At 64.9% G+C, this 24,088-nt stretch carries 26 protein-coding genes; 16 read left to right on the top strand and 10 right to left on the bottom strand.

Features of this window, described 5'->3' with window-relative positions; genetic code table 11:
- Positions 1-103 precede the first annotated feature (103 nt).
- A complete protein-coding gene (locus ACIBK2_RS20995; protein ID WP_396969189.1) occupies positions 104-673 on the top strand; it encodes a TetR/AcrR family transcriptional regulator in 570 nt (189 codons plus the stop codon).
- Between the two features lie 12 nt (positions 674-685).
- Here ACIBK2_RS20995 and ACIBK2_RS20990 read toward each other — a convergent pair whose 3' ends face one another.
- Positions 686-1,198, bottom strand: a complete 513-nt coding sequence (locus ACIBK2_RS20990) for a DinB family protein (RefSeq protein WP_396969188.1) — start codon at positions 1,196-1,198, stop codon at positions 686-688.
- A gap of 697 nt (positions 1,199-1,895) precedes the next feature.
- Here ACIBK2_RS20990 and ACIBK2_RS20985 point away from each other — a divergent pair.
- Positions 1,896-3,056 (top strand): lipase family protein, encoded by a 1,161-nt coding sequence (locus ACIBK2_RS20985; RefSeq protein WP_396969235.1) that lies wholly within the window; start codon positions 1,896-1,898, stop codon positions 3,054-3,056.
- Between the two features lie 79 nt (positions 3,057-3,135).
- Here ACIBK2_RS20985 and ACIBK2_RS20980 read toward each other — a convergent pair whose 3' ends face one another.
- Entirely contained in the window at positions 3,136-3,849 is a 714-nt protein-coding gene (locus tag ACIBK2_RS20980; protein ID WP_396969187.1) for a DsbA family oxidoreductase, read from the bottom strand.
- Between the two features lie 329 nt (positions 3,850-4,178).
- Between ACIBK2_RS20980 and ACIBK2_RS20975 the strand changes: the two genes are divergently transcribed.
- Together ACIBK2_RS20975 and ACIBK2_RS20970 are read left to right on the top strand one after the other, a co-directional pair.
- Positions 4,179-5,606 carry an AAA family ATPase gene (locus ACIBK2_RS20975; RefSeq protein WP_396969186.1) on the top strand — a complete coding sequence of 476 codons (1,428 nt, stop codon included), beginning with the start codon at positions 4,179-4,181 and terminating at the stop codon, positions 5,604-5,606.
- The gene (locus tag ACIBK2_RS20970; RefSeq protein ID WP_396969185.1) at positions 5,603-6,259 is read left to right on the top strand and encodes a hypothetical protein; all 657 of its coding nucleotides are present in this window, start codon (positions 5,603-5,605) and stop codon (positions 6,257-6,259) included. The genes ACIBK2_RS20975 and ACIBK2_RS20970 overlap by 4 nt, the downstream gene beginning before the upstream one ends.
- Positions 6,260-6,556: 297 nt before the next feature.
- On the opposite strand, the gene ACIBK2_RS20965 is transcribed toward ACIBK2_RS20970, so the two are convergent.
- Both ACIBK2_RS20965 and ACIBK2_RS20960 read right to left on the bottom strand, forming a co-directional pair.
- Positions 6,557-7,336 (bottom strand): acyl-[acyl-carrier-protein] thioesterase, encoded by a 780-nt coding sequence (locus ACIBK2_RS20965; RefSeq protein WP_396969184.1) that lies wholly within the window; start codon positions 7,334-7,336, stop codon positions 6,557-6,559.
- On the bottom strand, positions 7,336-7,932 hold the full coding sequence (locus ACIBK2_RS20960) for a PadR family transcriptional regulator (protein WP_396969183.1): 597 nt from the start codon (positions 7,930-7,932) through the stop codon (positions 7,336-7,338). Before ACIBK2_RS20960 ends, ACIBK2_RS20965 begins: the two co-directional genes overlap by 1 nt.
- 155 nt (positions 7,933-8,087) lie before the next feature.
- Here ACIBK2_RS20960 and ACIBK2_RS20955 point away from each other — a divergent pair, with 155 nt between their 5' ends.
- Complete coding sequence (locus tag ACIBK2_RS20955) at positions 8,088-9,086, top strand: diiron oxygenase (protein ID WP_396969182.1); 999 nt, start codon at positions 8,088-8,090, stop codon at positions 9,084-9,086.
- An 18-nt stretch (positions 9,087-9,104) separates the two neighbouring features.
- Here the strand turns inward: ACIBK2_RS20955 and ACIBK2_RS20950 are convergent, their stop codons facing one another.
- The 4 genes from ACIBK2_RS20950 to ACIBK2_RS20935 form a co-directional block, all read right to left on the bottom strand.
- A complete protein-coding gene (locus ACIBK2_RS20950; RefSeq protein WP_396969181.1) occupies positions 9,105-10,409 on the bottom strand; it encodes a class I SAM-dependent methyltransferase in 1,305 nt (434 codons plus the stop codon).
- A gap of 98 nt (positions 10,410-10,507) precedes the next feature.
- A complete protein-coding gene (locus tag ACIBK2_RS20945; protein ID WP_396969180.1) occupies positions 10,508-10,786 on the bottom strand; it encodes a hypothetical protein in 279 nt (92 codons plus the stop codon).
- Positions 10,783-11,358, bottom strand: a complete 576-nt coding sequence (locus ACIBK2_RS20940) for a MauE/DoxX family redox-associated membrane protein (RefSeq protein WP_396969179.1) — start codon at positions 11,356-11,358, stop codon at positions 10,783-10,785. Before ACIBK2_RS20940 ends, ACIBK2_RS20945 begins: the two co-directional genes overlap by 4 nt.
- Before the next feature lie 131 nt (positions 11,359-11,489).
- Positions 11,490-12,704 carry a M20/M25/M40 family metallo-hydrolase gene (locus ACIBK2_RS20935; RefSeq protein ID WP_396969178.1) on the bottom strand — a complete coding sequence of 405 codons (1,215 nt, stop codon included), beginning with the start codon at positions 12,702-12,704 and terminating at the stop codon, positions 11,490-11,492.
- A 158-nt stretch (positions 12,705-12,862) separates the two neighbouring features.
- Between ACIBK2_RS20935 and ACIBK2_RS20930 the strand changes: the two genes are divergently transcribed.
- A complete protein-coding gene (locus ACIBK2_RS20930) occupies positions 12,863-13,090 on the top strand; it encodes a hypothetical protein (RefSeq protein WP_396969177.1) in 228 nt (75 codons plus the stop codon).
- Between the two features lie 82 nt (positions 13,091-13,172).
- Positions 13,173-14,195, top strand: coding sequence for a winged helix-turn-helix domain-containing protein (locus ACIBK2_RS20925; protein WP_396969176.1), 1,023 nt, complete (start codon positions 13,173-13,175; stop codon positions 14,193-14,195).
- Positions 14,196-14,219: 24 nt separating this feature from the next.
- On the opposite strand, the gene ACIBK2_RS20920 is transcribed toward ACIBK2_RS20925, so the two are convergent.
- Complete coding sequence (locus ACIBK2_RS20920) at positions 14,220-15,224, bottom strand: LacI family DNA-binding transcriptional regulator (RefSeq protein WP_396969175.1); 1,005 nt, start codon at positions 15,222-15,224, stop codon at positions 14,220-14,222.
- Between the two features lie 138 nt (positions 15,225-15,362).
- Here ACIBK2_RS20920 and ACIBK2_RS20915 point away from each other — a divergent pair, with 138 nt between their 5' ends.
- The 9 genes from ACIBK2_RS20915 to ACIBK2_RS20875 all read left to right on the top strand — a co-directional run bounded on the left by ACIBK2_RS20915 (position 15,363) and on the right by ACIBK2_RS20875 (position 22,944).
- Positions 15,363-16,379: a substrate-binding domain-containing protein gene (locus tag ACIBK2_RS20915; RefSeq protein WP_396969174.1), complete on the top strand. Its 1,017-nt coding sequence runs from the start codon at positions 15,363-15,365 to the stop codon at positions 16,377-16,379.
- Positions 16,376-17,350, top strand: a complete 975-nt coding sequence (locus ACIBK2_RS20910) for an ABC transporter permease (protein WP_396969173.1) — start codon at positions 16,376-16,378, stop codon at positions 17,348-17,350. Before ACIBK2_RS20915 ends, ACIBK2_RS20910 begins: the two co-directional genes overlap by 4 nt.
- Before the next feature lie 7 nt (positions 17,351-17,357).
- Positions 17,358-18,143, top strand: a complete 786-nt coding sequence (locus ACIBK2_RS20905) for an ATP-binding cassette domain-containing protein (protein WP_396969172.1) — start codon at positions 17,358-17,360, stop codon at positions 18,141-18,143.
- The gene (locus tag ACIBK2_RS20900; protein ID WP_396969171.1) at positions 18,140-19,126 is read left to right on the top strand and encodes a ribokinase; all 987 of its coding nucleotides are present in this window, start codon (positions 18,140-18,142) and stop codon (positions 19,124-19,126) included. The genes ACIBK2_RS20905 and ACIBK2_RS20900 overlap by 4 nt, the downstream gene beginning before the upstream one ends.
- Before the next feature lie 14 nt (positions 19,127-19,140).
- Complete coding sequence (gene rbsD, locus ACIBK2_RS20895; RefSeq protein ID WP_396969170.1) at positions 19,141-19,494, top strand: D-ribose pyranase; 354 nt, start codon at positions 19,141-19,143, stop codon at positions 19,492-19,494.
- Positions 19,495-19,597: 103 nt separating this feature from the next.
- Positions 19,598-20,665: a hypothetical protein gene (locus ACIBK2_RS20890; RefSeq protein WP_396969169.1), complete on the top strand. Its 1,068-nt coding sequence runs from the start codon at positions 19,598-19,600 to the stop codon at positions 20,663-20,665.
- A 72-nt stretch (positions 20,666-20,737) separates the two neighbouring features.
- Entirely contained in the window at positions 20,738-21,670 is a 933-nt protein-coding gene (locus tag ACIBK2_RS20885; protein WP_396969168.1) for a DMT family transporter, read from the top strand.
- A 170-nt stretch (positions 21,671-21,840) separates the two neighbouring features.
- Positions 21,841-22,476 carry a vancomycin high temperature exclusion protein gene (locus ACIBK2_RS20880; RefSeq protein WP_396969167.1) on the top strand — a complete coding sequence of 212 codons (636 nt, stop codon included), beginning with the start codon at positions 21,841-21,843 and terminating at the stop codon, positions 22,474-22,476.
- Positions 22,477-22,491: 15 nt separating this feature from the next.
- Positions 22,492-22,944: an SRPBCC family protein gene (locus ACIBK2_RS20875; protein WP_396969166.1), complete on the top strand. Its 453-nt coding sequence runs from the start codon at positions 22,492-22,494 to the stop codon at positions 22,942-22,944.
- A gap of 500 nt (positions 22,945-23,444) precedes the next feature.
- Here ACIBK2_RS20875 and ACIBK2_RS20870 read toward each other — a convergent pair whose 3' ends face one another.
- Positions 23,445-24,086, bottom strand: coding sequence for an LppP/LprE family lipoprotein (locus ACIBK2_RS20870; protein WP_396969165.1), 642 nt, complete (start codon positions 24,084-24,086; stop codon positions 23,445-23,447).
- Between the last annotated feature and the right edge of the window lie 2 nt (positions 24,087-24,088).

The raw sequence follows: 24,088 nt of genomic DNA, 5'->3' as shown, positions 1-24,088 counted from the left end.
TCCCCTCAGTCGTACCTACTAGCTCGTTTAACAAGTACGTACGCTAAACTACCTAGAGTCATTAGGCAAATGAGTTAGCGATGTAGGCAATGAGGAGGGCGGCATGGCACGCGCGAGGATGACCGACGAGAGCTTGATCCAGGCGGCGGCAGAGCTGGCCGACGAGGTCGGCTTCGACAATGTGACCGTCTCGGCGCTGGCCCGCAAGCTCGGTGTCAAGGACGCGAGCCTGTACTCACGCCTGGAAAACGCGCGCGACCTGCGGGTGAAGGTGGCGGTCCTGGCACTGGCCGAACTCGCCGACAAAGTCGCGGACGCACTGGCGGGCCGCGCGGGCAAGGACGCGCTCGTCGCCTTCGCCAACGCCTACCGCGACTACGCGAAGAAGCACCCGGGCCGCTACGCCGCAACACAACTCGACCTCGACCCGGCGACCGCCGCCGCCAGCGCGGCAATGCGGCACGCGGAGATGACCCGCGCGATCCTGCGCGGTTACGACCTGTCCGAGCCCGACCAGACCGACGCGATCCGCCTGCTGCACGGCACGTTCTACGGATATGTGACGCTGGAGGCAACCGGTCGCTACGACAGCCATCCGCGCAACGCACAGGATTCCTGGTCCCGGGCGCTCGATGCGCTGGACGCTGTCCTCAAAAACTGGCCACCGGCCTGATCGGGGGCGGATTTACCTGCGGCGCAGCAGAACTCCGCGAACGAAGGCGGCCTGGCCGGAATGCTGGATGTCGTCGTCGACGACGCTGATCAGCCGGACGGCGAGGGTGACGGGAGGATTCCAGCGGGTGTCGACGACGCGGGGGAGGTCGGCGTCGGTGAGGCCGGAGACGTATTTGATCGTCTGCGCGTGTACCGCGTCGTAGTAGCCGAGGAGTAGGTCCGCCGACACCGCGCCGAGTTCGGCTACCTCGTCCGGGGTATCGCCGTAGCCGATCGCGGTGTCGTCGAACGGCAGGCCGAAGCGCTCGGCCCAGCCCGCCGTCGTCCACACCTGGTCGATGTCCGCGACGTCGGCGACATGGTCGTCTTGTACTCGGGTCAGATGCCAGATCAGCCAGGCGATGGAGTTGGCGCCCGGATCCAGTTGGACGGCCAGTTCGTCGGTGGTCAGGTCGGCCACGGCGCCGTGCACGTTCTCCTGCACCCGGCCGAAGGCGTCGATCAACAAGTCAGCGCTGGTCATGTTCGGGTCCAATCGTGGGGTTGGCCTTCATTGTTCCCGCTGCCAGTGGTGTGCCACACCGGGGTGTGGGGTCGGCTATCGCCCAGTGATGGGGTTCGTTCACCGTGTTGGTGACCTACGCGCAGTGAATTTCGGCGGAGCGCCTCGTTAGAGCAACATGAATTCTTTGTATCGGTACTTACTCGGATAGACCGCCGCTGCCCTCGCCATTACGCTGACCGCACGACAGCAACAGGACAGTCAACTCAGGAGTACGCCACGGTCGGATAATTACCGATAATCCAAGGAAAATCTCTTAAGGAAAACTACATACGATTCAAGTCGGTCTAAACAGTGCCGACGAATCAATTCTCGCCGTGGTCGTTGGTGGTCGGTTCTGTGACGAAACCCCTGGCCAGCAGGCTTGTTGCGCGTTCAGGCAACCAGCTGAACAGTGCGTTTGAAGCACAACTTTAATTCGTATAAAGACCGGCATGTAATCTGCGACACTTTCGCACCGGCACGCCCACGACAAGTGGCGGGTCGATGACTATTGTCGTTTCGCGCACGTGAAATGCAGTTCACCGGATCACCTGAAATTCTCGCGATGCAGTGGAGGTATAGCCCAGTGGGTAGACGACTTTTTCGGTTGGCAACCGGTGGCACGAAACCGAGATCGATCCTCGCGGCGTTCGGCGCGCTGACGATCAGTGCGGTCATGGTCACCTCGGGCGCGGCTACCGCAACCGCCCAGCCGATCTGGCCGAACCCGGACCCGGACCCGTTCTACGCCCAGCCGGCCGACATCGGCAGCAAGGCCAACGGTGACGTGCTGGCCAGCCGCCCGATGCCGCCGCTGTTCTACTTCCCCAATGCCTCGGTCACCCTGATCAAGTTCCGCTCGACCAACTCGCAGGGCAAGCCGATCGCGGCGACCACCACGGTGCTGACGCCGAACGGCCACCGCGCGGACGCGCCGCTGCTGTCGTTCCAGCACATCATCAACGGGCTCGGCACCCAGTGCGCGATCTCGCACGGGCTCTACGCCAACGACACGAACTTCATCGTCCCGTTCGCGCCGGCGCTGAACGTCGCGCTGCTGCGCGGCTGGTCCGTCGCTCTGCCAGATCACCTCGGCCCGAACAGTGCTTACGGCGCAGCGAAATTGGGCGGCCAGATCACCCTCGACGGTGTCCGCGCCGCACAGCGGCTGTCGCAGCTCGCCCTCGGGAAGAGCCCGGTGGCGTTGGCCGGTTATTCCGGTGGCGGCATGGCGACCGCGTGGGCCGCCGCGCTCGCGCCGAAGTACGCGCCGGAGCTGAACATCGTCGGCTCCGCCGAGGGCGGTGTCCCGATGAACCTGCAGACGATGGGCTGGGCCATCGGCCACAACCAGCACCCGGCGTTCGGCCTCGCCTTCGCCGCCGTGCTCGGCATGGAGCGGGAATACCCGGACCGGCTGCCGATCACCGACGCGCTGAGCGAGCGCGGGCTCGCCGCGGCCAGGGACATCGCCAACAGCTGCACCAATGACCTGATCGCGCGCGGTGCCGGGCACGCCTTCGACGATTACGCCAAAGACAATGTGATGGCGCATGATCCGAAGGCCTGGGAGGTGGCGGACGAGAACAGCGTCGAGCTCTACCCCGGTGTGCCCGATGCGCCGATCTTCGAATGGCACTCCCCACAGGACAACCTGATCCCGCTGGACGCCATCGCGAACACGGTCAACCGTTACTGCCGTGCGGGTGTGCGGGTGGAATCCGAACTCTTCCCCTCGCCGGACCACCTGACCACCGCTGTCGTCGGCTTCCCGTCGATGCTGAACTGGCTCGACGGTCGATTCAGCGGCAAGCCTGCCCCGAGTAACTGCGCCTAGTCGGACATGTGCCCCTGATCGGTAGTCAGCGCTACCGGTCAGGGGCATTTTTCTGCCGTCGATGTGCTTGTCCGACAGGTCAATCGCGGGCCGGCAGCTCGCAACCGTCCGGACCGCACACGTCCGCGCCGCCGATCGTCTGGATAACGGGCGCGCGATCGCCCCACGCCTGATCGAGAGCCTGGGCGAACACCGAAACCGGTTGCGCGCCGGACACACCGTATTTGCGGTCGATCACGAAGAACGGAACGCCGGTCGCCCCGAGCTGCGCCGCTTCCTTCTCGTCGGCCCGAACCGCGTCGGCATAGGCTTCCGGATCGGCGAGCACCGCGCGCACACCCGACTCGTCGAGTCCCGCGTCGACCGCGAGCCGAACCAGCCGCTCATGATCGCCGAACAGCGACTCCTCCTCCGCGAAATTCCCGCGATAGAGCGCGTCCAGCAGCTCCTCCTGCTTACCCTGCGCCAACGCGAAGTGCAGCAGCCGATGCATGTCGAACGAGCTCCCGTAGTCACGCCCTTCGGTCACATACGGCAGCCCGATCTCCGCCGCCTGCGCCCCGATGCCCCGTTCGTTCGCCGCGGCCTGCGCCGCACTGATCCCGTACTTCTGCGCGATCTTCGTGATCACCGGCCCCGACTCATCAGCGGCAAGCGTCGGATCCAGTTCGAACGACCGATGCACCACCTCGACCTCGCCCGCATGCGCGAACCCGGCCAACGCCTGCCCGAACCGCTCCTTCCCCAGGTAGCAGAACGGACAGTTGATATCGGTCCAAATCTCGACCCGCACGTCATCCCTCAATCTCGTCTCGACCCCCGCTTACGCAACACCCGAGCTACCTGATCTGTTCCACCGGCGAGGTCATTCCTGATCAAGAACTCGGCGGCGTCATCGGGTAGCCGATCGATCTTGTGCAGGTGGAATCTGACAGTGTGCGAGCGCCGCGCCGCTGCTGTCGTCGACCAGCTCGAGCCCACCTCTGCAACGAGGCCCGTGTCTCGGGGCCAGTCTGCGTTGGCGGAGTGAGATGGCCACACGGTCCAAGTAGCACGCTACCCACCTGCGCTAACGCGCGGCGAGCCCGTTCAGCGGCAGGGGAACAGAGTAGCCTGACGGGCATGCTCACCAAATTGGAGATTCGAGGCTTCAAGAACCTCCTGGATGTTCAGGTGGACTTCGGTCCCTTCACTTGTATCGCGGGTGCGAACGGTATGGGTAAGTCCAATGTGTTTGACGCCATTGAGTTCCTTTCCTATTTGGCCACAGACCCTCTGGTTGAGGCATCGCAGAGAGTTCGGGGTGCCTCGGGGATGCGCGGGGGGGATCCACGGGATCTCTTCTGGGATGGCTACCGTGACCACGAGCGACGTATCTGGTTCGCGGCGGAGATGATTGTCCCCGCCGAGGTGGAAGACGACCTTGGCGCGCCGGCCAGAGCGACTACGACCTTCCTTCGATACGAGGTCGAACTGGGGTATTCGATACCTGAAGGAGAAAGCAGTGTGGGGCGTTTGACTCTCCACCGCGAGGAGCTCCGACACATCAATCGAGGTGACGCTCCTAAGCACCTGCGCTTCCCACACAGCGCTAAGAGTTTCCGCAGTGCTGTCGTACTCGGGCAGCGACGAGGAGGAGCGTTTCTTTCAACAGAGGAACGCGAGAGTGGAACCGTGATCAATGTGCACGGTGATGGTGGAAGTTTCGGTAAACCACAGCCTAGAGCTGCCGGAAGAGCCGGAAGAACCGTCCTCAGCACTGTGACGACCAATGACTATCCGACTATCCTGGCGGCTCGTCGTGAAATGCAGAGCTGGCACCGGCTCGCGCTAGAGCCATCCGCATTGCGGGCTCCTGACGGTTTTGCTGATCCGCGAACGATGGAAACTAATGGTCGCCATCTCGCAGCCACTCTTTTCCGAATTGCCAATGAGGCGGCGCATGGTGCCGCGAACCCAGAGTCGGATGCTGTCTATGCACAGGTAGCTGATCGCCTCTCGGACCTCGCCGGGGTAAGCGTGGAGAGCGTTAAGGTTGAGCCGGACCAGGTTCGAGAAGTACTAACGCTATTCCTTCGTGAGCGGAACGGTCTCCAGTTACCAGCCAGGGCGCTGTCGGAAGGCACCTTGAGATTCTTGGCGCTCTGCGTGTTGCTGGAAGATCCTACTTTTATCGGGCTTGTGTGTATGGAAGAGCCAGAGAACGGAATTCACCCCGCCAATCTTCCAGCAATGGTTCAACTTGTGCGAGATTTAGCTGTGGATCCCGAGTCTGCACCCAGCTCTGGAAATCCGTTCCGCCAGGTCATTATCAATACGCATGCGCCTGGAGTGGTGCAGCTTTGTGATCCGGCAGATCTTCTGCTTGCTGAGACTCGTCCATATCGCACACCGGATGGCACTGTGACAATGGCGTTGTCGCTGGTGCCGTTTAAGAAGTCCTGGCGGTCGGCTGCAGAGAAGGCTACTTTCTCGGAGGCGGATGTTGTCGCCTATCTTGCGGCACCGGCGGGCGCTCAGTTGAAGCTGCCGCTGGAGCTGGTCGGATGAGCGGGAAGGTTTTCTCGGGCCTTTTCGTATGTGAAGGCACATCTGACCTGCCGCTGGCGGGCATTGTCGAAACACTATTTGTTCAGCGCGGCCTCGATGTCCGATTGAGCAAACCGGATTATGCGCTGCTTGGCGGAGTGGCGAAAGATGTCGCCTCGCGGGTGGGTGCCGGTTTGCGCTTGTTGGGTGATCCGGTCGACATAATTGTAGTACATAGAGATGCTGATGGTGCTGGTGCAGATGAGCGCCGCAACGAGATTGCCGACGCGGTTCGTTCAGTTGCTGATTCCATCACAGCTATTCCGGTGATTCCTGTGCGGATGACCGAGGCGTGGCTACTTCTCGAAGAGGATGCTATCCGGCGCGTAGCTGGTAATCCACGCGGGAGAAAGGATATAAACCTCCCTCCCCGTCGTAGGGTGGAATCTGTCGCGGATCCCAAACAAATGCTCCAGCAGTGCTTGCTAGCAGCAGCTGACTGCACCGGGCGTCGACGCGAACAGGTTGCGAAGCGGTTCTACGAGCATCGGCGTCAGCTCCTTCAGCGAATCGATTGCTCCGGCCCGATCGCTGACCTTCCTAGTTGGCAGCAATTAATTAAGGATATCGAGTCCGCCGTCGAAACGCTGGAATTTGGCGGTAACCATCGATAATCTGCTATAGAATAATTCATGCCCGGTATTGTGGATGGATCGGGAACTCGGAAGGTGAGAATGTTGCCCACAAGAGATGTTTATACATCTAGCCTTAAATAATTTGAGGTTACCCGGAATGGAGGATTTCATTTGGGCAAGCTAATGGCAGTGTGGGCCGGTGGTGCCGGTTCGGATCTGAGCTTGGGAGTAGTCGGCGCGTCTCATCTGCCATAAGGATTTATTGCGAGCGCAACGTCGCGATATGGCTCGCGCTCGAGCGGTTTTAGTCGCCGCTGTTCCTCGGAGCCGGGTCAATTAATCTTGTCGAGGACGGTCCAAGCGGGTGACCTGGGCGAGGGTTCGTGCGGTGCCGTCTACTTCGATTTGGAGGTGTAGTGCGTCGTCGGTGCGCTGGGTGCGCAGCATGACTTCGTCGCCGACTGCGATCGCTCCGACGTGTTCGACGATGGCGCGGTACGGGGTGGTGTGCGCGGTTGGATGGTGAGCGAGTCCTTCTTCGACGGCTTGCCAGTGGACAGCGTTGTTGACGTGGCCGTAGCGGTCGAAGTCTGCGACGCGTAGCTGAAACGAGGTGGGGGCTGAGGTCGTGTCGGTGATCTGCTGCAGGGCCGGTCGCCAGCGCAGACGGTGGTCGGTGGTGCTGGTCAGCATCGATGCCATGAAGCGGTCCGTCATTCGGGCGGGTCGGCCTGCGACCGGGTCGACGTTGATCAGAAACTGTTCGACCTCGGCCAAACCGCGCTGCTCGCTTCGGATTTGGATGCGAGCGGTGAACCAGCGGTTCGACAGGGCGGATGGCCAGCGGCGTAGGTGTACTCGGTCGCCGAACTCGATCGGGCGGAGCACGTCGATTACGGTGCGCGACACCAACCATGCCGGGTGCAGGTCGCCGTCGTCGACGGCCTGTAGGTGTTCGTAGCCGAGATCCATTGCGTAGCGGGCGATTGCGTCGAGGCGTAGCCGCTGTTCGATATCGGTGTCGGCCAGCCGCACCGGCCACGACGCTTCGAACGCGGCATGCCCGTCGGGGCACGGCGGCAGGGGAGCGGCGATTCGGCCGATCTCGGTGCCCATCAACGATCTTTCCACGTCGGCGATGTCGATGCGGTAGCCGTATCCTGCAATCGTGCCCGCAATACGTCGGCGCTCCGATTGCACCAGTCGAGGGCTTCCTGTTCAAAGGCCTTGCCGCGCAATCCGACGAGATATGGCCCTACCCAAGGGCTTTGGATCAAAAAGGTGTCCTCGTCGAGTTCGCCGCGGGCCCGGCTCAGCCGCCGTTCGAATTGCTCGATCTTGCCCTTGGCTTCGGCCGCCCGGTCTTCGAGCTGCTCGATCAGTCGCTCGGTATCGCCCGCCTCGGCCGCCTGCATCTTGACCAGCAGGTCGTCGCGGATCGCGGAAGGTTTGCTCGGGCCCGCGATGAACGCGGACATCTCGGCCGTGCCCGCTTCGGTGAGCGTGTACACCCGCTTGTTGGGGCGACCGCGTTGCACCACTTCGCGTCCCACCACGAAACCGGCCGATTCGAGCTTGGTCAATTCGGTGTAGAGCTGCTGCGGCAGCGCATGCCAGTAGTTCGAGATGTTGACGTCGAACAGCCTCGCCAACTGGTATCCGGACAGCTCGTTGCCGAGCAGCGCCGCGAGTACCGCGTGCCGTAGTGCCACCGCATGCCTCTCAGGATCGAGTTGATAATCAAGAAATGACCTAGATCAATAATTGATTATGCCACTCGGTTGTTTTCCGCGCTAGATCTGAGTGAGACAGGCTGTTACTGTAAACAGGTGTCACATTAACCTCGACTGGATATGAGGTAGACGTCATGGCTACAAAGTCGGCAACGGCGCCGTCTCGGAGTGCGGCGCAGAGCGCGTATGCGGGGATTCTGACGACGCTGTCCGAAGGGTCGGTGAACAAGCACTTCGATCCGTATACCGAGATCGATTGGGATGCGCCGGAGTGGGCGGTGGTGCCGGACGATCCGCGGTGGATTCTGCCTGCGGACAGTGATCCGCTCGGTGCGCATCCCTGGTACCTGGCGCTGCCGGAGGCGCGCAAGATCGAGATCGGGATGTGGCGGCAGGCCAACATCGCGAAGGTGGGGCTGCAGTTCGAAGAGGTGCTGATCGGCGGCGTGATGAACTATCTGTTCGCCGTGGTGCCCAACGGATCCGGCGAATTCCGCTACCTCAATCACGAGGTCGCCGAGGAGATCAACCACACCCTGATGTTCCAGGAGATGGTGAACCGGATCGGCGCCGACGTGCCGGGCATGAGCCGGTTCATGAAGGTGGCCGGACCGCTGGTGCCGCTGCTCGGCCGGTTCTTCCCGACGACCTTCTTCGTCGCCGTCCTCGCGGGCGAGGAGCCGATCGACCACGTGCAGAAGTCGGTGTTGCGCGCGGGGGAGAACGTGCACCCGATCATGCGCGACGTGATGCGGATCCACATCGCCGAGGAGGCGCGGCACATCGCCTTCGCGCACGAATACCTGCGCCACCGGGTGCCGAAGCTGGGTCGCGTGCAGCGCGGCACGCTGTCGCTGGCCTACCCGATCATCATGTTCATCGCCTGCGACCTGATCGTGAAGCCGCCGCGCTCGCTGTTCCACGAGTTCGACATTCCGCTGCGCATCCGCCGGGAGTTGTTCTGGCGCAGTGCCGAAGCGCGCGCTCGTCGCCGCGACTTCTTCGGCGAAGCCCGCATGCTCGCGTCCGATATCGGACTGATGAACCCGGTCGCGAAGCTGACGTGGCGGTTGCTGCGGATCAACGGCGGCCAGTCGCGGTATCGCGGCGAACCTGTGCGCACCCGTTCCTGAATTCGCGAGGCCCGGCGCTCACATCCATGCGCGCCGGGTTCCGGGCATTCCGGTGTGGCCCTGCGGATCTGGCAGCACGCCGAGCACCTGGTGCAGCCCGAGCCCGCCGTCCTCGAAACCCAACGCCGAGGCCGCCATGTACAGTCGCCAGATCCGTGCGCGCCCTTCGCTGGCGAGCGAAACCGCTTGATCCCAAGCGCTTTCCAGATTGGCGACCCAGGCGCGCAGCGTCAACGCGTAGTGCTCGCGCAACGCCTCGACATCGCGCACCTCGAACCCGGCCCGCTGCATCGCCAACGCGACCTCGCCGACATCGACCAGCTCACCGTCCGGAAAGACGTAGCGGCCGACGAACGAGCGACTGCCCATCACGGACCCGCCCGCGGAGGAGATCGCGTGGTTGAGTAGTCGGCCCTCGGGCCGGAGCAACGCACGCAAGGTCTCGAAGTACGCCGCAGCCCGCTTGGTGCCGACATGCTCGAACATGCCGATCGAGGAGATGGCGTCGAACTGCTCGCCGCGCAGATCGCGATAGTCGGTCAGCCTGATCTCGACGTTCGCGGACAGTCCCGCGTCGGCGACCCGCTTGCGCGCCAATTCGATCTGCGCACTGCTGATCGTCACGCCGACCACCTGCACGCCATAGGTCGCGGCGGCGTGGATCGCCATCGATCCCCAGCCGCATCCGACGTCGAGCAGCCGCATCCCTGGCCGCAGATCGAGCTTGCGACAGATCAGATCGTGCTTGGCCCGCTGCGCATCCACCAGGGACACACTGCCGTTCGCGCCGACCTGCCCGTCGTCGCTGTCCGCGACGAATCGCGCGCACGAGTACGTCATGCTCTCACCGAGCACCAGCCGATAGAAGTCGTTGCCGACGTCGTAGTGATGACTGATCGCCGCCGCGTCCCGCCGTTTGGTGTGTAGCGGCCCACGCTGGGGCCGCGCCTCTTCCGGCGGTAACTCCGGACGGCGTTTGAGCGCGCCGAGCTGCCTGGCCGCACCGATCGCCTGCCACGCCGCCGGGAGGCCGAGCTTGGCATCACCGGGCGCCGTCGAGGCCAGCGATCGCAGGATCGTGAAGATGTCCCCGTCCAGGTCGACCAGACCGGACACGAACGCCCGCCCGATGCCGAGTTCGCCTGGCGCCCAGACCATATGGCTCAGCGCGTCCTTGGAGTTGATCCGGATCGTCCCCGCGCTCGCGCCCTCGGGTTCGATCGAGCTGCCGTCCCAGAACTCGAATCGCACCGACGGATGCGCCCCGAGCGCGGCCCGTGCCAAAGGTTCGAACACCGCCGCGACCGTCGTCTTGTTACCCATGAGTCCACTATGGCCCGAGTCACCCACCGACCAGGTCAACGACTGGCGGAATTTCCGAGTCGTGCGATCGGTGGGTGCGGAGAACGTCGCGGGACAGGTCAGGGACAGGTGCTCGGTGCGGGCTCCCAGTTCTGGTTGTCCTTGGTGCACCAGCAGGCACGCGGACCGCCGTTCAGCTGCAGGCACTTGCCGTCTTTGTATCCGTTGCATTTACATCTCGCGGCGCACGGTGCATTGCTTGTGCCGCTACCGCACAGTGTGTTCGCTGGTGCGGCGTGCGCGAACTCGGGAAAGATCGCGGCGAGTGCGGTGGCGACGGTGCCACCGACGACGCCGAGACCGGTGCGCTGGAGAAAGGACCGCCGGGAATTGGTCATAGTGGTGGCATTTCTACTCGACGAGTATCGGGTGAATTGGCAGCTACCGGAATACGTTCGGTGTCATGCGCCGGGTGGTGCTGCCGCCAGGACAGCAGTGCGACGACCGCGAACAGCATGGCGATGACCACGAGCTGCGTCGATGCGCCGAACATCGTGATGGTCGCGCTGAGTCCGTGTGCGGCCAGCCCGCTGAGCGCGGCGATGAATAACAGGTTGCGGACGACGATCCGCCAGGAGATGAGGTCGCCGAGCGTCCCGAAGCATCCGCAGGAAACCTGCAGGCCGCGCAGCAGCGCACTGAACACCGCCACCGTCACGGTCACCAGGACCGCGACCGCGGCCAGCACGCTCACGCGGCCGAAAGCGCCTAGTAGTAGCCAGATTCCGACGACCACCTCGGTGAGCGGCACCGCCCACGCGATCGGCCGAATGAGCATCCCGGGAACGAGCTCATAGGACGCCAGCCAATCCTGCCGCCAGCCCGCGGTCGCGGATAGCTTGGCGAAACCGGCGGCGATGAACAGGGCGCCGACGATAGTGCGTACGAGAATTTCGATACCGATCCACACAGGTTCTCCCGCCACTCGGAGGAAAACGCAAAGGGAAGCCGAAAACTATTGCCCGCCAATCAGGTACTACTATCCCACAGCTAACGTCCAGCCATCGGCTTTCGGCGGAAATAGAGCCGACCGGTGCGACGTCACTGCAGCAGTTCCCGTGCGTAGAGGGCGTAAACGGCTGCGGCCGAACGCATCTCATGCTCGTCGACGTACTCGTGCGGCCCATGTGAGACATCGAGCCGCCCGGCGCCATAGGCGAAGGCGGGAATGTCGAGTTGGGCGTACCAGCGGGTGTCCAGGATGCCCGCGCACATCTCGAAGGATGGTTGCGCGCCCGTCGCCTGCGAGATGCATTGGGCGAGGGCCTGTCCGGCCGGATGGTGTTGATCGGTGCTCGCCGAGGGCTGGAATTGGGTCAGCTCTACGGTCACCTCGGCGCCGATGGAGTCGGCGGCGTTCTCGATGATCGTGGTCAGGTTCTTCAGTTCGACCTCGAGGTCTTCCTCGGGATTGAACCGGCTGTCGAGGGTGAACCAGGTGGTGCCGGGGACCACGTTGAAGTTCGACCCACCGCCGGACAGCCCGCCGACGACGACCATCGATCCGCGCGCATCCTTGCCATCCATCGCGTACGCCGTGTGCTTGTCCAGCATCGTGCGGACGTACTTCTCCAGCGGCGCCGCGATCCGCACCATGTGCTGGAACGAGTTGATGCCGAAGTTCGCCTGCCCGACATGCGCCTCGCGCCCATGCACGGTGACCCGCAAACTGACTGCCCCGCGCGCGGCGTGCCAGATCTTGCCCGCGCTCGGCTCCGCGGTGACCATGGCGACCGCGGTCGGATCGATCAGGCCGTGCTGCCGCAGAAAACCCGACCCGGCGACGCTGCCGGTCTCCTCGTCGCACACCAGGTGGATCACGATCTTGCCGTCGCCGAGCAGCCCGAGTTCCTTCGCCGCGGCGGCGCCGTACAGCATGCTGACGATCCCACCCTTCATATCGGCGGTGCCACGCCCGATGATCTTGCCGTCGGCCCGCCGGGCGGCGAACTGCCCGCGATCCTGCACCGGCACGACATCGAAATGCCCATGGAAATACAGGGTTTTCGCGCCGTCACCGACGGTCGCGCGGACGATGCACGGATCCTCCTGCGCGTCCACCGCGGGCACCCCGATGATCTCGCCGTCGAGACCGAGCCCGCCCATGGCCGCGCTTAACGCACGCGCGCAATCACGCAGCCCACGGCCGGGCGGATTCTCCGTCTCGTGCGCGACCAGCGCGGTCAGCAGGTCGGCCATCTCATCGGCGCGTGGTTCGAGCCAGGAACGCACCTGGGTGGAGCAGTCGATCGTCACGAATTCGAGTGTCGCCGACCGCGGATCATTCTGTGCGCGGTTCACTCCGAGTGCCTTTCGCTCGCCGGTTGCTCGGTGTTTCGGCCTGAACCGAATCATGGTGACCGCGCACCCTCCTCCTTCATAGGCTCTGAACAGTGATAACGAGGAGTTGGAAGATGACCGAAAACGTAGCGGTACGCGCCGACGGCGGTGCCGCGCTGGTGTTGACCCGACTGGCCGACAGCGTGCTGGCGGAATGGAAACGGGGGCGGCAGCGGTTGGCACCGATGTGGTCGCGTCGCGACGAGCTGGCGGCGCAGGAGTCGCTCGCTCCGGCGCATGTCGACGACCTTTTGATGGAGCTGGACCCGCTCATCGCGGTACGGTGGCGAGGTTCTTGGTGATCGGAGGTGCCGTCTTGCGGTATCGAATGGGCGGGGGACCGGGCGTGGCCGATCCGTCGGGGCGAAGGCGGGGTAGCCGCGGATGAAGCAGATCCACTGCACGCCAGAAGACTTGATGCGCGTCCGGATCGGCCCCCCGCTCGGCGCCATCGCGGAAACGATGCTGGCCACGCGCGTGATTCAACGCCGGAACATCGCGGGTTTCGCGGGCTGGCGTAGCCAGGTGCGCGGCGCGATTCCGGACAACTTCGGCGTGCTCGCCGACATCCTGCCCGCCGACGACGCGTTCCTGGACCTGATCACGCCCACCCTCGGTGCCCGCTCGATGCCCGCGGGCATCGAGGCGCTGCATCTGGCGTCCCGCGACGAACTCCGGATGGAGCTGGACAGCGTCGGCCGCCGCCGCGCGGAGGTCGGACAGCCGCCGTTGCCCTCGTGGACGCGGGAGCTGTCGGAGCGCGACGGTGCCGCGCGCCACAATGTCGCGGCGGCCGTGGAGGCCTTCCACTCGGTGGCGTTCGCCGGGCGCTGGGCGCACATCCAGTCCCATCTCGAAATGGCCGCCGAGCGGATGGCTCGAACGATCGCCACCGAAGGCGTCGAGCAACTGTTCGCCGGGCTGGCACCCTATGTGACCTGGCGCGCGCCGATGCTCCAGGTGCACAGGATGTTGCACTGTCACAACGAGAATCTCGGCGGCCGTGGCTTGGTCATCGTGCCCTCCTTCTTCGCCTGGCCCGAACCGCTGACCCTGATGTCCCTGGCGGACAAGGAAGCGCCGATGATGCTGGTCGTCCCGGTGATGCGCGATATCAGTGATTTCGCCGCCGCGTGGGGGCCGCGCGCGACCAACGAGGCATTGACCGCCCTGCTCGGCCGGACCCGTGCCGCCGCGCTGCAGGTGATCGCGGAAGGTTGCAGCACCACCGAACTCGCGCGCCGACTGAGTGTTTCACCCGCCACGGCGAGCGAGCACGCGTCGATCCTGCGCGAGGCCGGGCTGATCGACAGCTGGCGGCACCGCAACGCCATGCGCCACGAGGTGACGACCCTCGGCGCCGCACTCCTCGACGGTGATCTGAGCAGCAGCGTCCGTATCGCGTAATACCTTGCGTGCCAGGGGGATAACTCAGAACTCATCCGCACAGCCGCAGGAGCCGCGTGTCTTCAATTCCGCGCCGAGGCTGACCACGCCCGGCTCGGCGGATCCGGTGTCGATCTGCTTCAGCAAGAGTTCGACCGCCAGCTCGCCCATCTTCCGGGTGGGCTGGACCATGGTCGTCAAACCCGGCCTGGTGTAGCGGGCGTACTCGATACCGTCGAACCCGACGATCGCGAGATCGTCAGGGACGCGCAGGTTCGCGTCGTAGGCCGCGCGCAGCATGCCCATCGCCTGCAGGTCGCTGGTCACGAATACCGCAGTGGGCGTGGTCGTTCCGCTCATCAACTCGCTGAGCGCACGATAACCCGCGGCACCGCCGAATTCGGCACGCACCACGACACTTTCGGGCAATCCGGCGGCTGCCAGCGCCTGCCGATAGCCCGCCACCCGCTCGTCGGCGGTCGACACGTGCGGGCCACTGAGGCAGGCGATCTCGCGATGGCCGTGAGATATCAAATGCTCCACCGCGATTCGCGCCCCGGCGAGGGAATCACACATTACGTGCGCGCAGCGCGCCGGGTCGATGATCCGGTCCACCGCGACCAACGCCATGTCGGCCGCCGCGCAGGCGTCGGCGATGCCCGACTCCCAGGACGACGAAATCGCAAGCAGCCCTTCGACCCGGCGGTCGATGAACGCACTCACATACGCGCGCTCTCTCGCCTCGTCGCCCGCGGCATTCCCGACGATCAGCGGGAAGCCGCGCGCGAACGCGGCCGCCTCGACGACCGCGGAGAGCTCGGCGAAGAACGGGTTCGCGCCGTCGGGAATGACCATCCCGAGCGCATGCCCTCGATTCATCCGCAGGCTGCGCGCGGACATGTTGGGGCGGTAGCCGAGCTGCTCGATGGCGGCTTCGATGCGGGCCCTGGTCGCCGGCGCGACGCTGCGTGGGCCGTCGTTGAGGACGTAGCTGACCAGGGCGGGTGAGGTGCCTGCGAGCCGGGCCACGTCGGCTCGGGTGACTGCCATCGGGTCACTCCTGTCGTGCTGGCAATTCGTGCGAGCTGCCGAAGAACCCTTGACAGTCTCGTGATGCGGGTCACACACTACACATCAACTCGTGTTGTCAACACGAGTTGAACTCGTACAGGATAGGTCGAAAACCAGATGAGCACTCGATACCGGATCGGGCTTGTGGCCCTGGCCCTCGTCAGCGCGGCGGCCCTCACCGCCGGATGCGGCCGCGGCGGCGACGCCTCGTCCGACTTCAAGATCGCCGTAGTCACCCGCAACTTCACCAACCCGTACTGGGCGGCGCTGCGCGACGGCGCGCTGGCGGAGGGCAAGCGGCTCGGGGTCGACGTCGCAGTGCAGGCGGGGCAGTCGGAGACCGACGCGGACGGCGAGAACGCCCAGATCTCCACCTTGGCCGCGCAGGGCTACGACTGCTTCGGCGTGGTTCCGGTCAACGCGACCAACGTGATCACCCCGCTGGTTCCGGTGGCCCGCAAGAACATTCCCATCCTCAACCTGGACACCCAGATCGATGTGAACGCCTCGAAGCAGGCCGGGGTCGACTTCGCGAGCTTCATCGGCTCCGACAACCTCGCGGCGGGCAAGATCGCCGGCGAGAAGATGCTCGACGCGCTCGGCGGCAGCGGCAAAGTGATTGTGCTGCAAGGCATCGCGGGCGAGCAGAACGGCATCAACCGGGACAAGGGCTTCACCGATACCGTCGCGGGCAAGCTGGAGATCGTGCAGCGCGCACCGGCCGACTACGAACAGGACAAGGGCCTCACCGTCACCGAGGCGATCCTGAAGGCGCACCCCGACATCACCGGCATCTTCGCCGCCAACGACACCATGGGGCTCGGCGCCGCGCAGGCGATCAAGAACGCGGGCCGGACCGGGCAGATCAAGGTGATCTCGGTCGACGGCATCCAGGCGGCGCTGGCCGCGGTGAAGGCGGGCACCGTCTACGGCACCGTGACCCAATACCCTTACGCCGAGGGCCAACTCGCGGTCCAGGCCTGCCTTGCGAAGCATCAGGGCAAGACCATTCCGGACCGGGTGGTCGCGCCGATCGCGTTCATCGGCCAGGACAACGTCGACCAGCAGATCAGCGCGTTTCCCCAGCCCATCGCCACGTTCGACAATCCGCTGGCCGGGCTGGTGAACAAATGATCAGCATCGCCGAGGTCGCGCGCGCCGCACCCGGGCGGCTGGGTGAGCGGCGCATTCCGGCCAAGCTTGCGGATTACGCGGCCCCGATCGCGCTGGTGATCGTGTGGCTCGGCTTCTTCATCGCCACGCCGAACTTCTTGACTGCCAGCAACATCGACGATTTGCTCGTCGCGTCCACGATCCTCACCGTGCTCGCGCTCGGTCAGCAGTTCGCCGTGGTGGTCGGCGGCATCGACCTGTCGGTCGGTGCGACGCTGCCGTGGTCGGCGGCGCTGCTCGGCTATTTCACCAGTCACGGCTATCCGGTGACGACCGGCATCGTGGTGGCGATTCTGGGCGGACTGCTGGTCGGGGTGATCAACGGTGTGCTGATCGGGCACTTCCAGATGACCGACTTCGTCGTCACGCTCGGTTCGTTGAGCGTGCTCAGCGGCTGCACCCTGCTGCTCACCAGCGGCAACAGTGTGGCGGTGAATTCGTCGTTCCTGCAGAGTCTCGCGTTGGACGGTGCCGGACCGCTGCGCTGGTTCTGGCTGCTCGCCCTGGTCGCGGCGCTCGGTGTGGCGGGCATTCTGTTCCGGACCAGGGTCGGCACGCACCTGCTCGCCACCGGCGGCAATATCGACTCGGCCAGGGAAACCGGCATTCCGGTGCGCCGGATCCGGTTGCTCGCCTACAGCGCCTGCGGGCTGCTGTGCGGTGTCGCCGGGGTGATGCTGGTCGCCCGCAACGGCGGTGCCGACCCGTCGCTGCAAACCACCTATCTGTTGAGTTCGATCGCGGCGGTGGTGCTCGGCGGTTCGTCGTTGAGCGGCGGCAAGGCGTCAGTGCTCGGCACCGTGTGTGGCGCGATCCTGTTCACGTCGCTGATCAACGGGTTCACCATTCTCGGCATCTCGCAGTACTACCAGCCGATCGCGGTGGGCGCGGTATTGCTTCTCGCCGCGGCTATTTCGCGATTCCGGAAGTAGGTACGACATGACCAAGCCGATGCTCGAGGCGCGTGGGCTGACGAAGTCGTTCGACTCCGTTCGTGCGCTCGATGATGTCTCGCTGACGATTCCGGAAGGGGAGGTCACCGCGCTCGTCGGTGACAACGGGGCCGGCAAGTCCACCCTGGTGCGCTGCCTGACCGGTGTGCACCCACCCGATTCCGGGGAGATGCTGTTCGGTGGCGCGCCGGTGCGGTTCGGCTCGCCGGAGGATGCCCGGAAGATGGGGATCGAGACCGTGTATCAGGATCTCGCGCTCATCGACGATTTGACCGTGTGGCAGAACCTTTTTCTGAACCGGGAACTCGTCTATCCGTCCTGGCCGATCAAGATCGTCAATCGGAAGGCGATGATCAGCCGGAGCGGGGAGATCCTGCGGGATCTCGACGTGGACGTGCCCTCGGTCCGCACCACGGTGCGGCGGATGAGCGGTGGTCAGCGGCAGAGCATCGCCATCGCCCGGGCGGTCGCCTGGGGTAAGTCGATGGTGATCATGGACGAGCCGACCGCCGCGCTGGGGGTGCGGGAGACCGCTGCGGTGGAGAAGCTGGTGCGCGGGCTGCGCGATCGCGGGGTGACCGTGTTGATCATCAGTCATGATCTGGCGCAGGTGATGCGGATCTGCGACAACGTGGTGGTGCTGCGGCGCGGTCGCTCGGTGGCGGCGCATCGGGTGGGGGAGATCGATGGTGACCGGTTGGTCGCGTTGATCACCGGGGCCGCGCCGGGCAACCTGGAGGCGAAGCCTGCTGTGGAACAACAGGTCTCGTGACCGGGCGGATCACGGTCATCGGATCGATGAACCAAGATGTGGTCTGCGAGGTGGCCAAGCTGCCCGGGCCGGGGGAGACCGTGCTGGCAGTCGGGTCGCGGACGAACCCGGGTGGCAAGGGGGCCAACCAGGCGGTCGCCGCGGCGAAGGCGGGCGGGAGGGTGCAGTTCGTCGGCCGGGTCGGCGGTGATTCGGTCGCGGCGGGCCTCTTGGATTCGATGGCCGCGGCGGGGGTGAAAACGGCTGGGCTGCGGGAGGTTCCGGGCGTGCGGACCGGTCGGGCTTACGTCACGGTCGCTGCCGGGGAGAACCAGATTGTCGTTGATCCCGGTGCCAACTTCGCTTGGGAGTCCGACGCCGAGTTGGCGGTGCTGGCCGAGGCGGAGCTGATCACGTCGGCGGATGTGGTTGTTGCACAGCTGGAGATACCGCTCGCGGTGGTCACCTGGGCCGCAGGACTGGCCCGCCGGTTCGTCCTCAATGCTGCTCCAGCGGCGGAACTCGACGATGAACTGTTGGGTCGGTGTGATCCGCTCGTGGTGAACGAGTACGAGTTGGCCACGATCAGCGGGGCACCGACCGCGACCAGAGAGCAAGCAGGTCACGCCGCGCGGTCGCTGTGTTCGCGCGGGGCGCCGTCGGTCGTTGTCACGTTGGGTGCCGCCGGTTCGATCCTGGCCCGGCGCTCGGCAGGGTCCGTCGACGTCACGTATCAGCCCGCGCCGCAGGTGGACTCGGTGGATTCGACCGGGGCGGGTGACGCATACGTCGGTGCGCTGTCCACCGCGCTGGCCGATGGGGCCGATCTCGGTGCGGCGGTAGCCTTTGCCACCGCCGCCGCGGCCCTGTCCGTCCAGTCGCCGGGCACCCACGCCTCCTATCCCACACGGGAGCGGGTTGTCGCGGCGCTCACCGCGCTGCCGCCCGCCGACTCGAGTTTCCGCACAACCAGATTGGAAACACCTTGCGCACCGGTGGATTGATTCACGCCGAACTGATGTCGGCACTCGTCGCCCTCCGCCACACGGACACCTTCGCCGTCAGCGACTCGGGTCTGCCGGTGCCGCTGGGCGTGCCGGTGATCGATCTCGGAATCAGTTACGGCTTGCCGCGATTCGCGCCGGTGCTCGAACTGATCCTCGATGAAGTGGCCGTTGAAGCAGCGTGGGGGAGCGCCGACGTGGTCGCCGCGAACCCGGAGGCAGCCGATATCCTGACGCGGTTGCACGCCGAGTTGCTCGACCACGAGGAGTTCAAACGGCGGATCGGGCAGTGCCGCTTCGTCGTTCGCACAGGTGAGGCGCGGCCGTACGCCAATGTGCTGCTTCGTGCCGGCGTGCCTTGGTTGTGAATCGACCACCATGATGCGTGGTAATCGGACAAACTTTGTCTGACGGCCTTGTGCCCTGATCTAGACCGCATGTGGGGCTGTGCCACCGTCGGAGGAGGCAGAGATGACCAGATATCGACTGGTCGCGCTCGCGGCGCTGGTGATGCTCGTTGTCACCGGGTGCGCGGGCACACCGACGAGCGCGACCGAACCCGTCGCCAGCACGGACATATTCGCTTACGCGACAAGTACCGAACTGGTCGTCGCGGATGGCACCGCGACCTTGTCCCGAACGCCGGGATCTTTCGACACAACGCGTGACGTCGGCGTCACCAAGGACTCGAAATTCGCCTTCTGGAAGGAGGATTCGCGCGCCGGTGACGAGTCCTTCGTCGCGGCGGTGTCCACCGGAGCATCCGCGGCGCCTGTCCGGGTCGCCTGTGGTTGCCGTCAGGTTCTCCCGCTCACCGGAAGCGTCATCGTGTGGCTGCAAGCGCCGGGCACCGTGATGCGCATGGATCTCGGTGCGGCACAGCCGAAGCCGACGGCGTGGCGCACGATCACACCCGCGCCACAGGCGCAGGAGCGGATAGATCTCTTGGCTGTCCACGGGGATCAACTGCTGCTGAACCGCTATCAGATAGAGCAGCAGTACGACTCGATCAAATGCCAGCTCTTCACGATCGATGCCGACGGCACCACGCATACGCACGGACCGCTCTCCGACTTGAAGGCCTACTTCTACAGCGCCGTCTTCAGTCCCGACGGCAAGTCGGCCGCACTGTCCCAATACGCGGTGCCCAGCAGCTATCTGCGGGACATGGCGTGCAGCCTGGCGGTTGTCTACTTCCTCGACCTGTCGTCGGGCGATCTGCAATCCACGGTCCCGTCACCCGGGAACTGTTCCAGCGCACTGAAACTCCGCTGGGATACACCCGACGGGCCAACCCTGGCCGTCGATCGCTGGCCTGCGTTCACCAAACCGACCGACGCACAGACAACGCGTTGGCAGAGCAAGCAACGCACCTGGTCACCACTCGATCCGCCGATCGCCGACCGCGCCAAGACCTCTGCAGGCGCGACCGTCGAGCTCGCCAAGCCGGGCAGCGCAGGGCTCTACGACGTCTATTTCAATAAGAACGGTCAACGCACCAAGCTGGCCGAACAGGCCTATTCGATCGCGGTTCCGTAGGTGACGACCACGACAATCGCGGTGGCCGAAAACCGCGTGAGTTCGTGGCGTCGGTCATCTAGCGTTCGCTAGATGGAGCAAGTTGTTCGCTCGGGTGATCGGAAGGCCGTTGTCGCGGCCGCGGTCACCGTGGTGCTGTGGGCCTCGGCCTTTGTGTTCATTCGTGCTGCGGGGGAGGACTTTTCGCCGGGCGCGCTGGCGTTGGGGCGGCTGCTGACCGGGGCCGTCACGCTGGTGCTGATCCTGATCATCCGGGGCGAGGGCATGCCTGCCCGGGCCGCGTGGCGCGGGATCCTGGTGTCCGGAGTGCTGTGGTTCGGGGTCTACATGGTGGCTTTGAACTGGGGCGAGCAGCATGTCGACGCGGGCACCGCGGCGATGGTGATCAACATCGGTCCCATCCTGATCGCGGTGCTCAGCGGGCTGGTGCTGAAGGAAGGATTTCCGGCGCGGCTGATCGCTGGCATCGCGGTGGCGTTCGCCGGAGCGGTCGTGGTCGGGCTGTCGAATTCGAGTGGCGGAAGTGCCGCGGTGCTCGGTGTCGTCCTGTGCCTGACCGCGGCACTGGCCTGGGCGATCGCGGTCGTCGCGCAGAAGCCCGCGCTGGCCCACGCCTCGGCGTTGCAGGTGACCACCGGTGGCTGCGTCATCGGCACCATCGCCTGCTTGCCATTCGCGGGGCAGCTGTTCAGCGAGGCCGCCGCCGCACCGCTGTCCTCGACACTGAGCGTGGTGTATCTGGGCGTCTTTCCCACGGCTTTGGCCTTCACCACCTGGGCTTACGCGTTGTCGCGCACTACAGCGGGAAAGATGGGCGTGACCACCTATGCCGTCCCCGCCTTGGTGATTCTGATGGCCTGGATCGCGCTCGACGAGGTCCCCGGACTGCTTGCCGTGATCGGCGGTTTGCTGTGCCTGTCCGGTGTGGCGATCACCAGGTCGCGGGCGGATAAGCCGGTCGAGCCCGAAGATGCAGTGGCACAGGAAGTATCGAACCCGACGTAACAGCCACACCGGGACTGCTCGCGGGGACGGTCCATGGTGCGTTGGTCGACGACGTGGCGGCTGCTGCTGTGACCAGCGTGTCTACCAGGTCGCCTACGCTGGTCATTGATAACGACCGACGTCAGCCGTAGTCGGCGAGTGCACAGCGAGACCGACTGGAAGAGGTTGCTTTGGCGGACGATCGGAAGCTGCCGAGTGGTTCGGGGAAGCGTTGGACGCGCAGGCTGCTCGGGGTGACCGCGGTCGCGGCGACGGGACTGGTGCTGGTCGTGGTCGGCTCGAACGTCCGGCTGTGGATGGTGTCGGCGGGCCATCGGTTCGGCCCTGACGCCGCGCCGACGGTTCCGGTCGTGATCGTGCCCGGGGCGAAGGTCGGACCGGACGGTGCGCCGATGGCGTATCTGCGCGGTCGGCTCGATGTCGCCATCGAGCTCCTGGAGTCCGGCAAGGCTCGCGAGATCCTGGTGTCCGGTGACGCGGCCGGTACCTCAGGGGATGAGATCGCTTCGATGACACAGTATCTCGTCGAACACGGAGTCGATCCGGCACTCGTGCGATCCGACGGCGAAGGCTTGTCGACCCGCGCCACCTGCGAACGCGCCAAGCGGCTGTTCGGCATCGATCGCGCGATCATCGTCTCGCAATACCGCCACGTGCCGCGAGCAGTCGCGCTGTGCCGCGCCGAAGGCATCGACGCCGACGGAGTCACCGCCGATTGCGACTGCCGTCGAACAACATTGATACGCAACAATATCCGCGAATGGCTCGCCGCCCCCAAAGCCATCGCGGCCTTGATCGGTCGGTGATTCACCATGCGCCCCGTGCTAGTTACTGTCAGCGCCGACATTTCGGCTGCACCACAACGACTCTGGGACCTACTCACCGACTGGGAGAACCAGGGCGAGTGGATGCGCGAAGCCTCCGACTTCGAGGTGACATCACCACACCGCTCTGGCGTCGGCGTAACGGTAGCGACCACCGTCCGAATCGCCGGCATCGCCACCCGCGACCGGATCCGCGTCGACGTCTGGGAACCGCCGGCCGAATCGGCCCCCGCCCACCTCGGAATCGTGCACCTGGGCTGGGGCAAGGGCCGCGGCGACATCCACCTGACCGAACTGCCCAACGCCCACACCCACCTCGACTGGACTGAGCGCCTACAACCCCCACTCGGCCTGGCGGGCGCAGCCGGAATGCACTTGCTCGCACCGCTATTCGTCCACACCTTCCGCCGAGACCTCGCCCGACTACGCTCCACCGCAGAACACCCTTAGCCCCCCAAAAAATCCGCACCCCCTCTCGGGATCTGCACTCTTACTTGGGATCTGCACTCAGAATAGGGCCCTATTCCGAGTGCAGATCCCAAGTGTCAGTGCGGATTTCGCCGATAGCGCCACCCCGGGGGCCGTTGATCGTGTACCTGCGCACCCCTCTGTCAGCCGTACACACTTTCCGTACGCCTTACAGGGTATGTAGTCCTTCTAAGCCCGGACCAGTGCACCCAGAGACCCCCGGAAAGGTGCACCTATCGGGCAAGTGCTTCTTAGGACTTCGCAGGTGGGGCAGTTCATAGAAGCTGACGACCTGTCCACGTTTTCCCGTGAGTAGTGCTGGGCGCGTCGCCTGCCGTACCCGGCTTTAGGTGTGCGTCAGGTGCGCGGTGTTGCGTTCCCGCGGTGGTCATCGGGTTGGGGTTGCGTCCCAAGCGCTTTGGATAACGAAAATTAGGTGGGTGGGTCCTGACCGCCGGTGGGGCGGTCAGGATTTTGGTGGGTTAGTTGTCGGGTGGGAATTGGCCTCGGGCCTCGACTGTGGTTCCGTTCAGGACGTAGGTCACGATGCTCGGTCCGCCGGTGGGGCAGCACAGGGCGTCTTCGGGCTTGGCCCAGCGGTACTGCACCGCGAGGGTGCTTCTGGTTCGGTCCTGGACCTGGGTGTAGCTGTAGGGCTTCGAGGTGGCGGTGCCTAGCCAGGTTCCGTTGGCGAAGAACAGGATGTGGGTGGCGGGGTGGATGCCTTGCCACTCCACCGTCAGGTAGGACAGGACGCCGGAGCAGCCGCTGGAGATGGGCTCGGTGCCGCTGCCGACGACCTCCCATTGTGCGTTGCTGCCCACCGGGGGCGACGCCAGGCGCTGGATTGCGTTGTGGGCCAGTTCCGAGTTCACGTCGAAGCACAAGCCGTGTCCGCTGCCATTGGGTCCCTGGTTGGCGTTCTGCGGGGAAGTCGCCGGTTCTTTCTGGTCGACGGGCACGCTCGCCGGTGGCGGTGCGATGGTGGCTGGTGAATCGGCGGACTGGCCCGGCGATGCGGCCGACGGGATCGGCGCCTGCGGTGTCGAGTTGGTACCGCAGCCGGTCGCGCCGAGGACGACGCTCGCGGCCAGTGCGGCAAAAGCCCATGATTTGATGTTCATTT

It is taken from the genome of Nocardia sp. NPDC050175, assembly GCF_044459885.1.
GTDB lineage: Bacteria > Actinomycetota > Actinomycetes > Mycobacteriales > Mycobacteriaceae > Nocardia.
The sequence above is the reverse complement of the archived record's forward strand: the minus strand, read 5'-3'. Positions and strand labels throughout refer to the sequence as shown.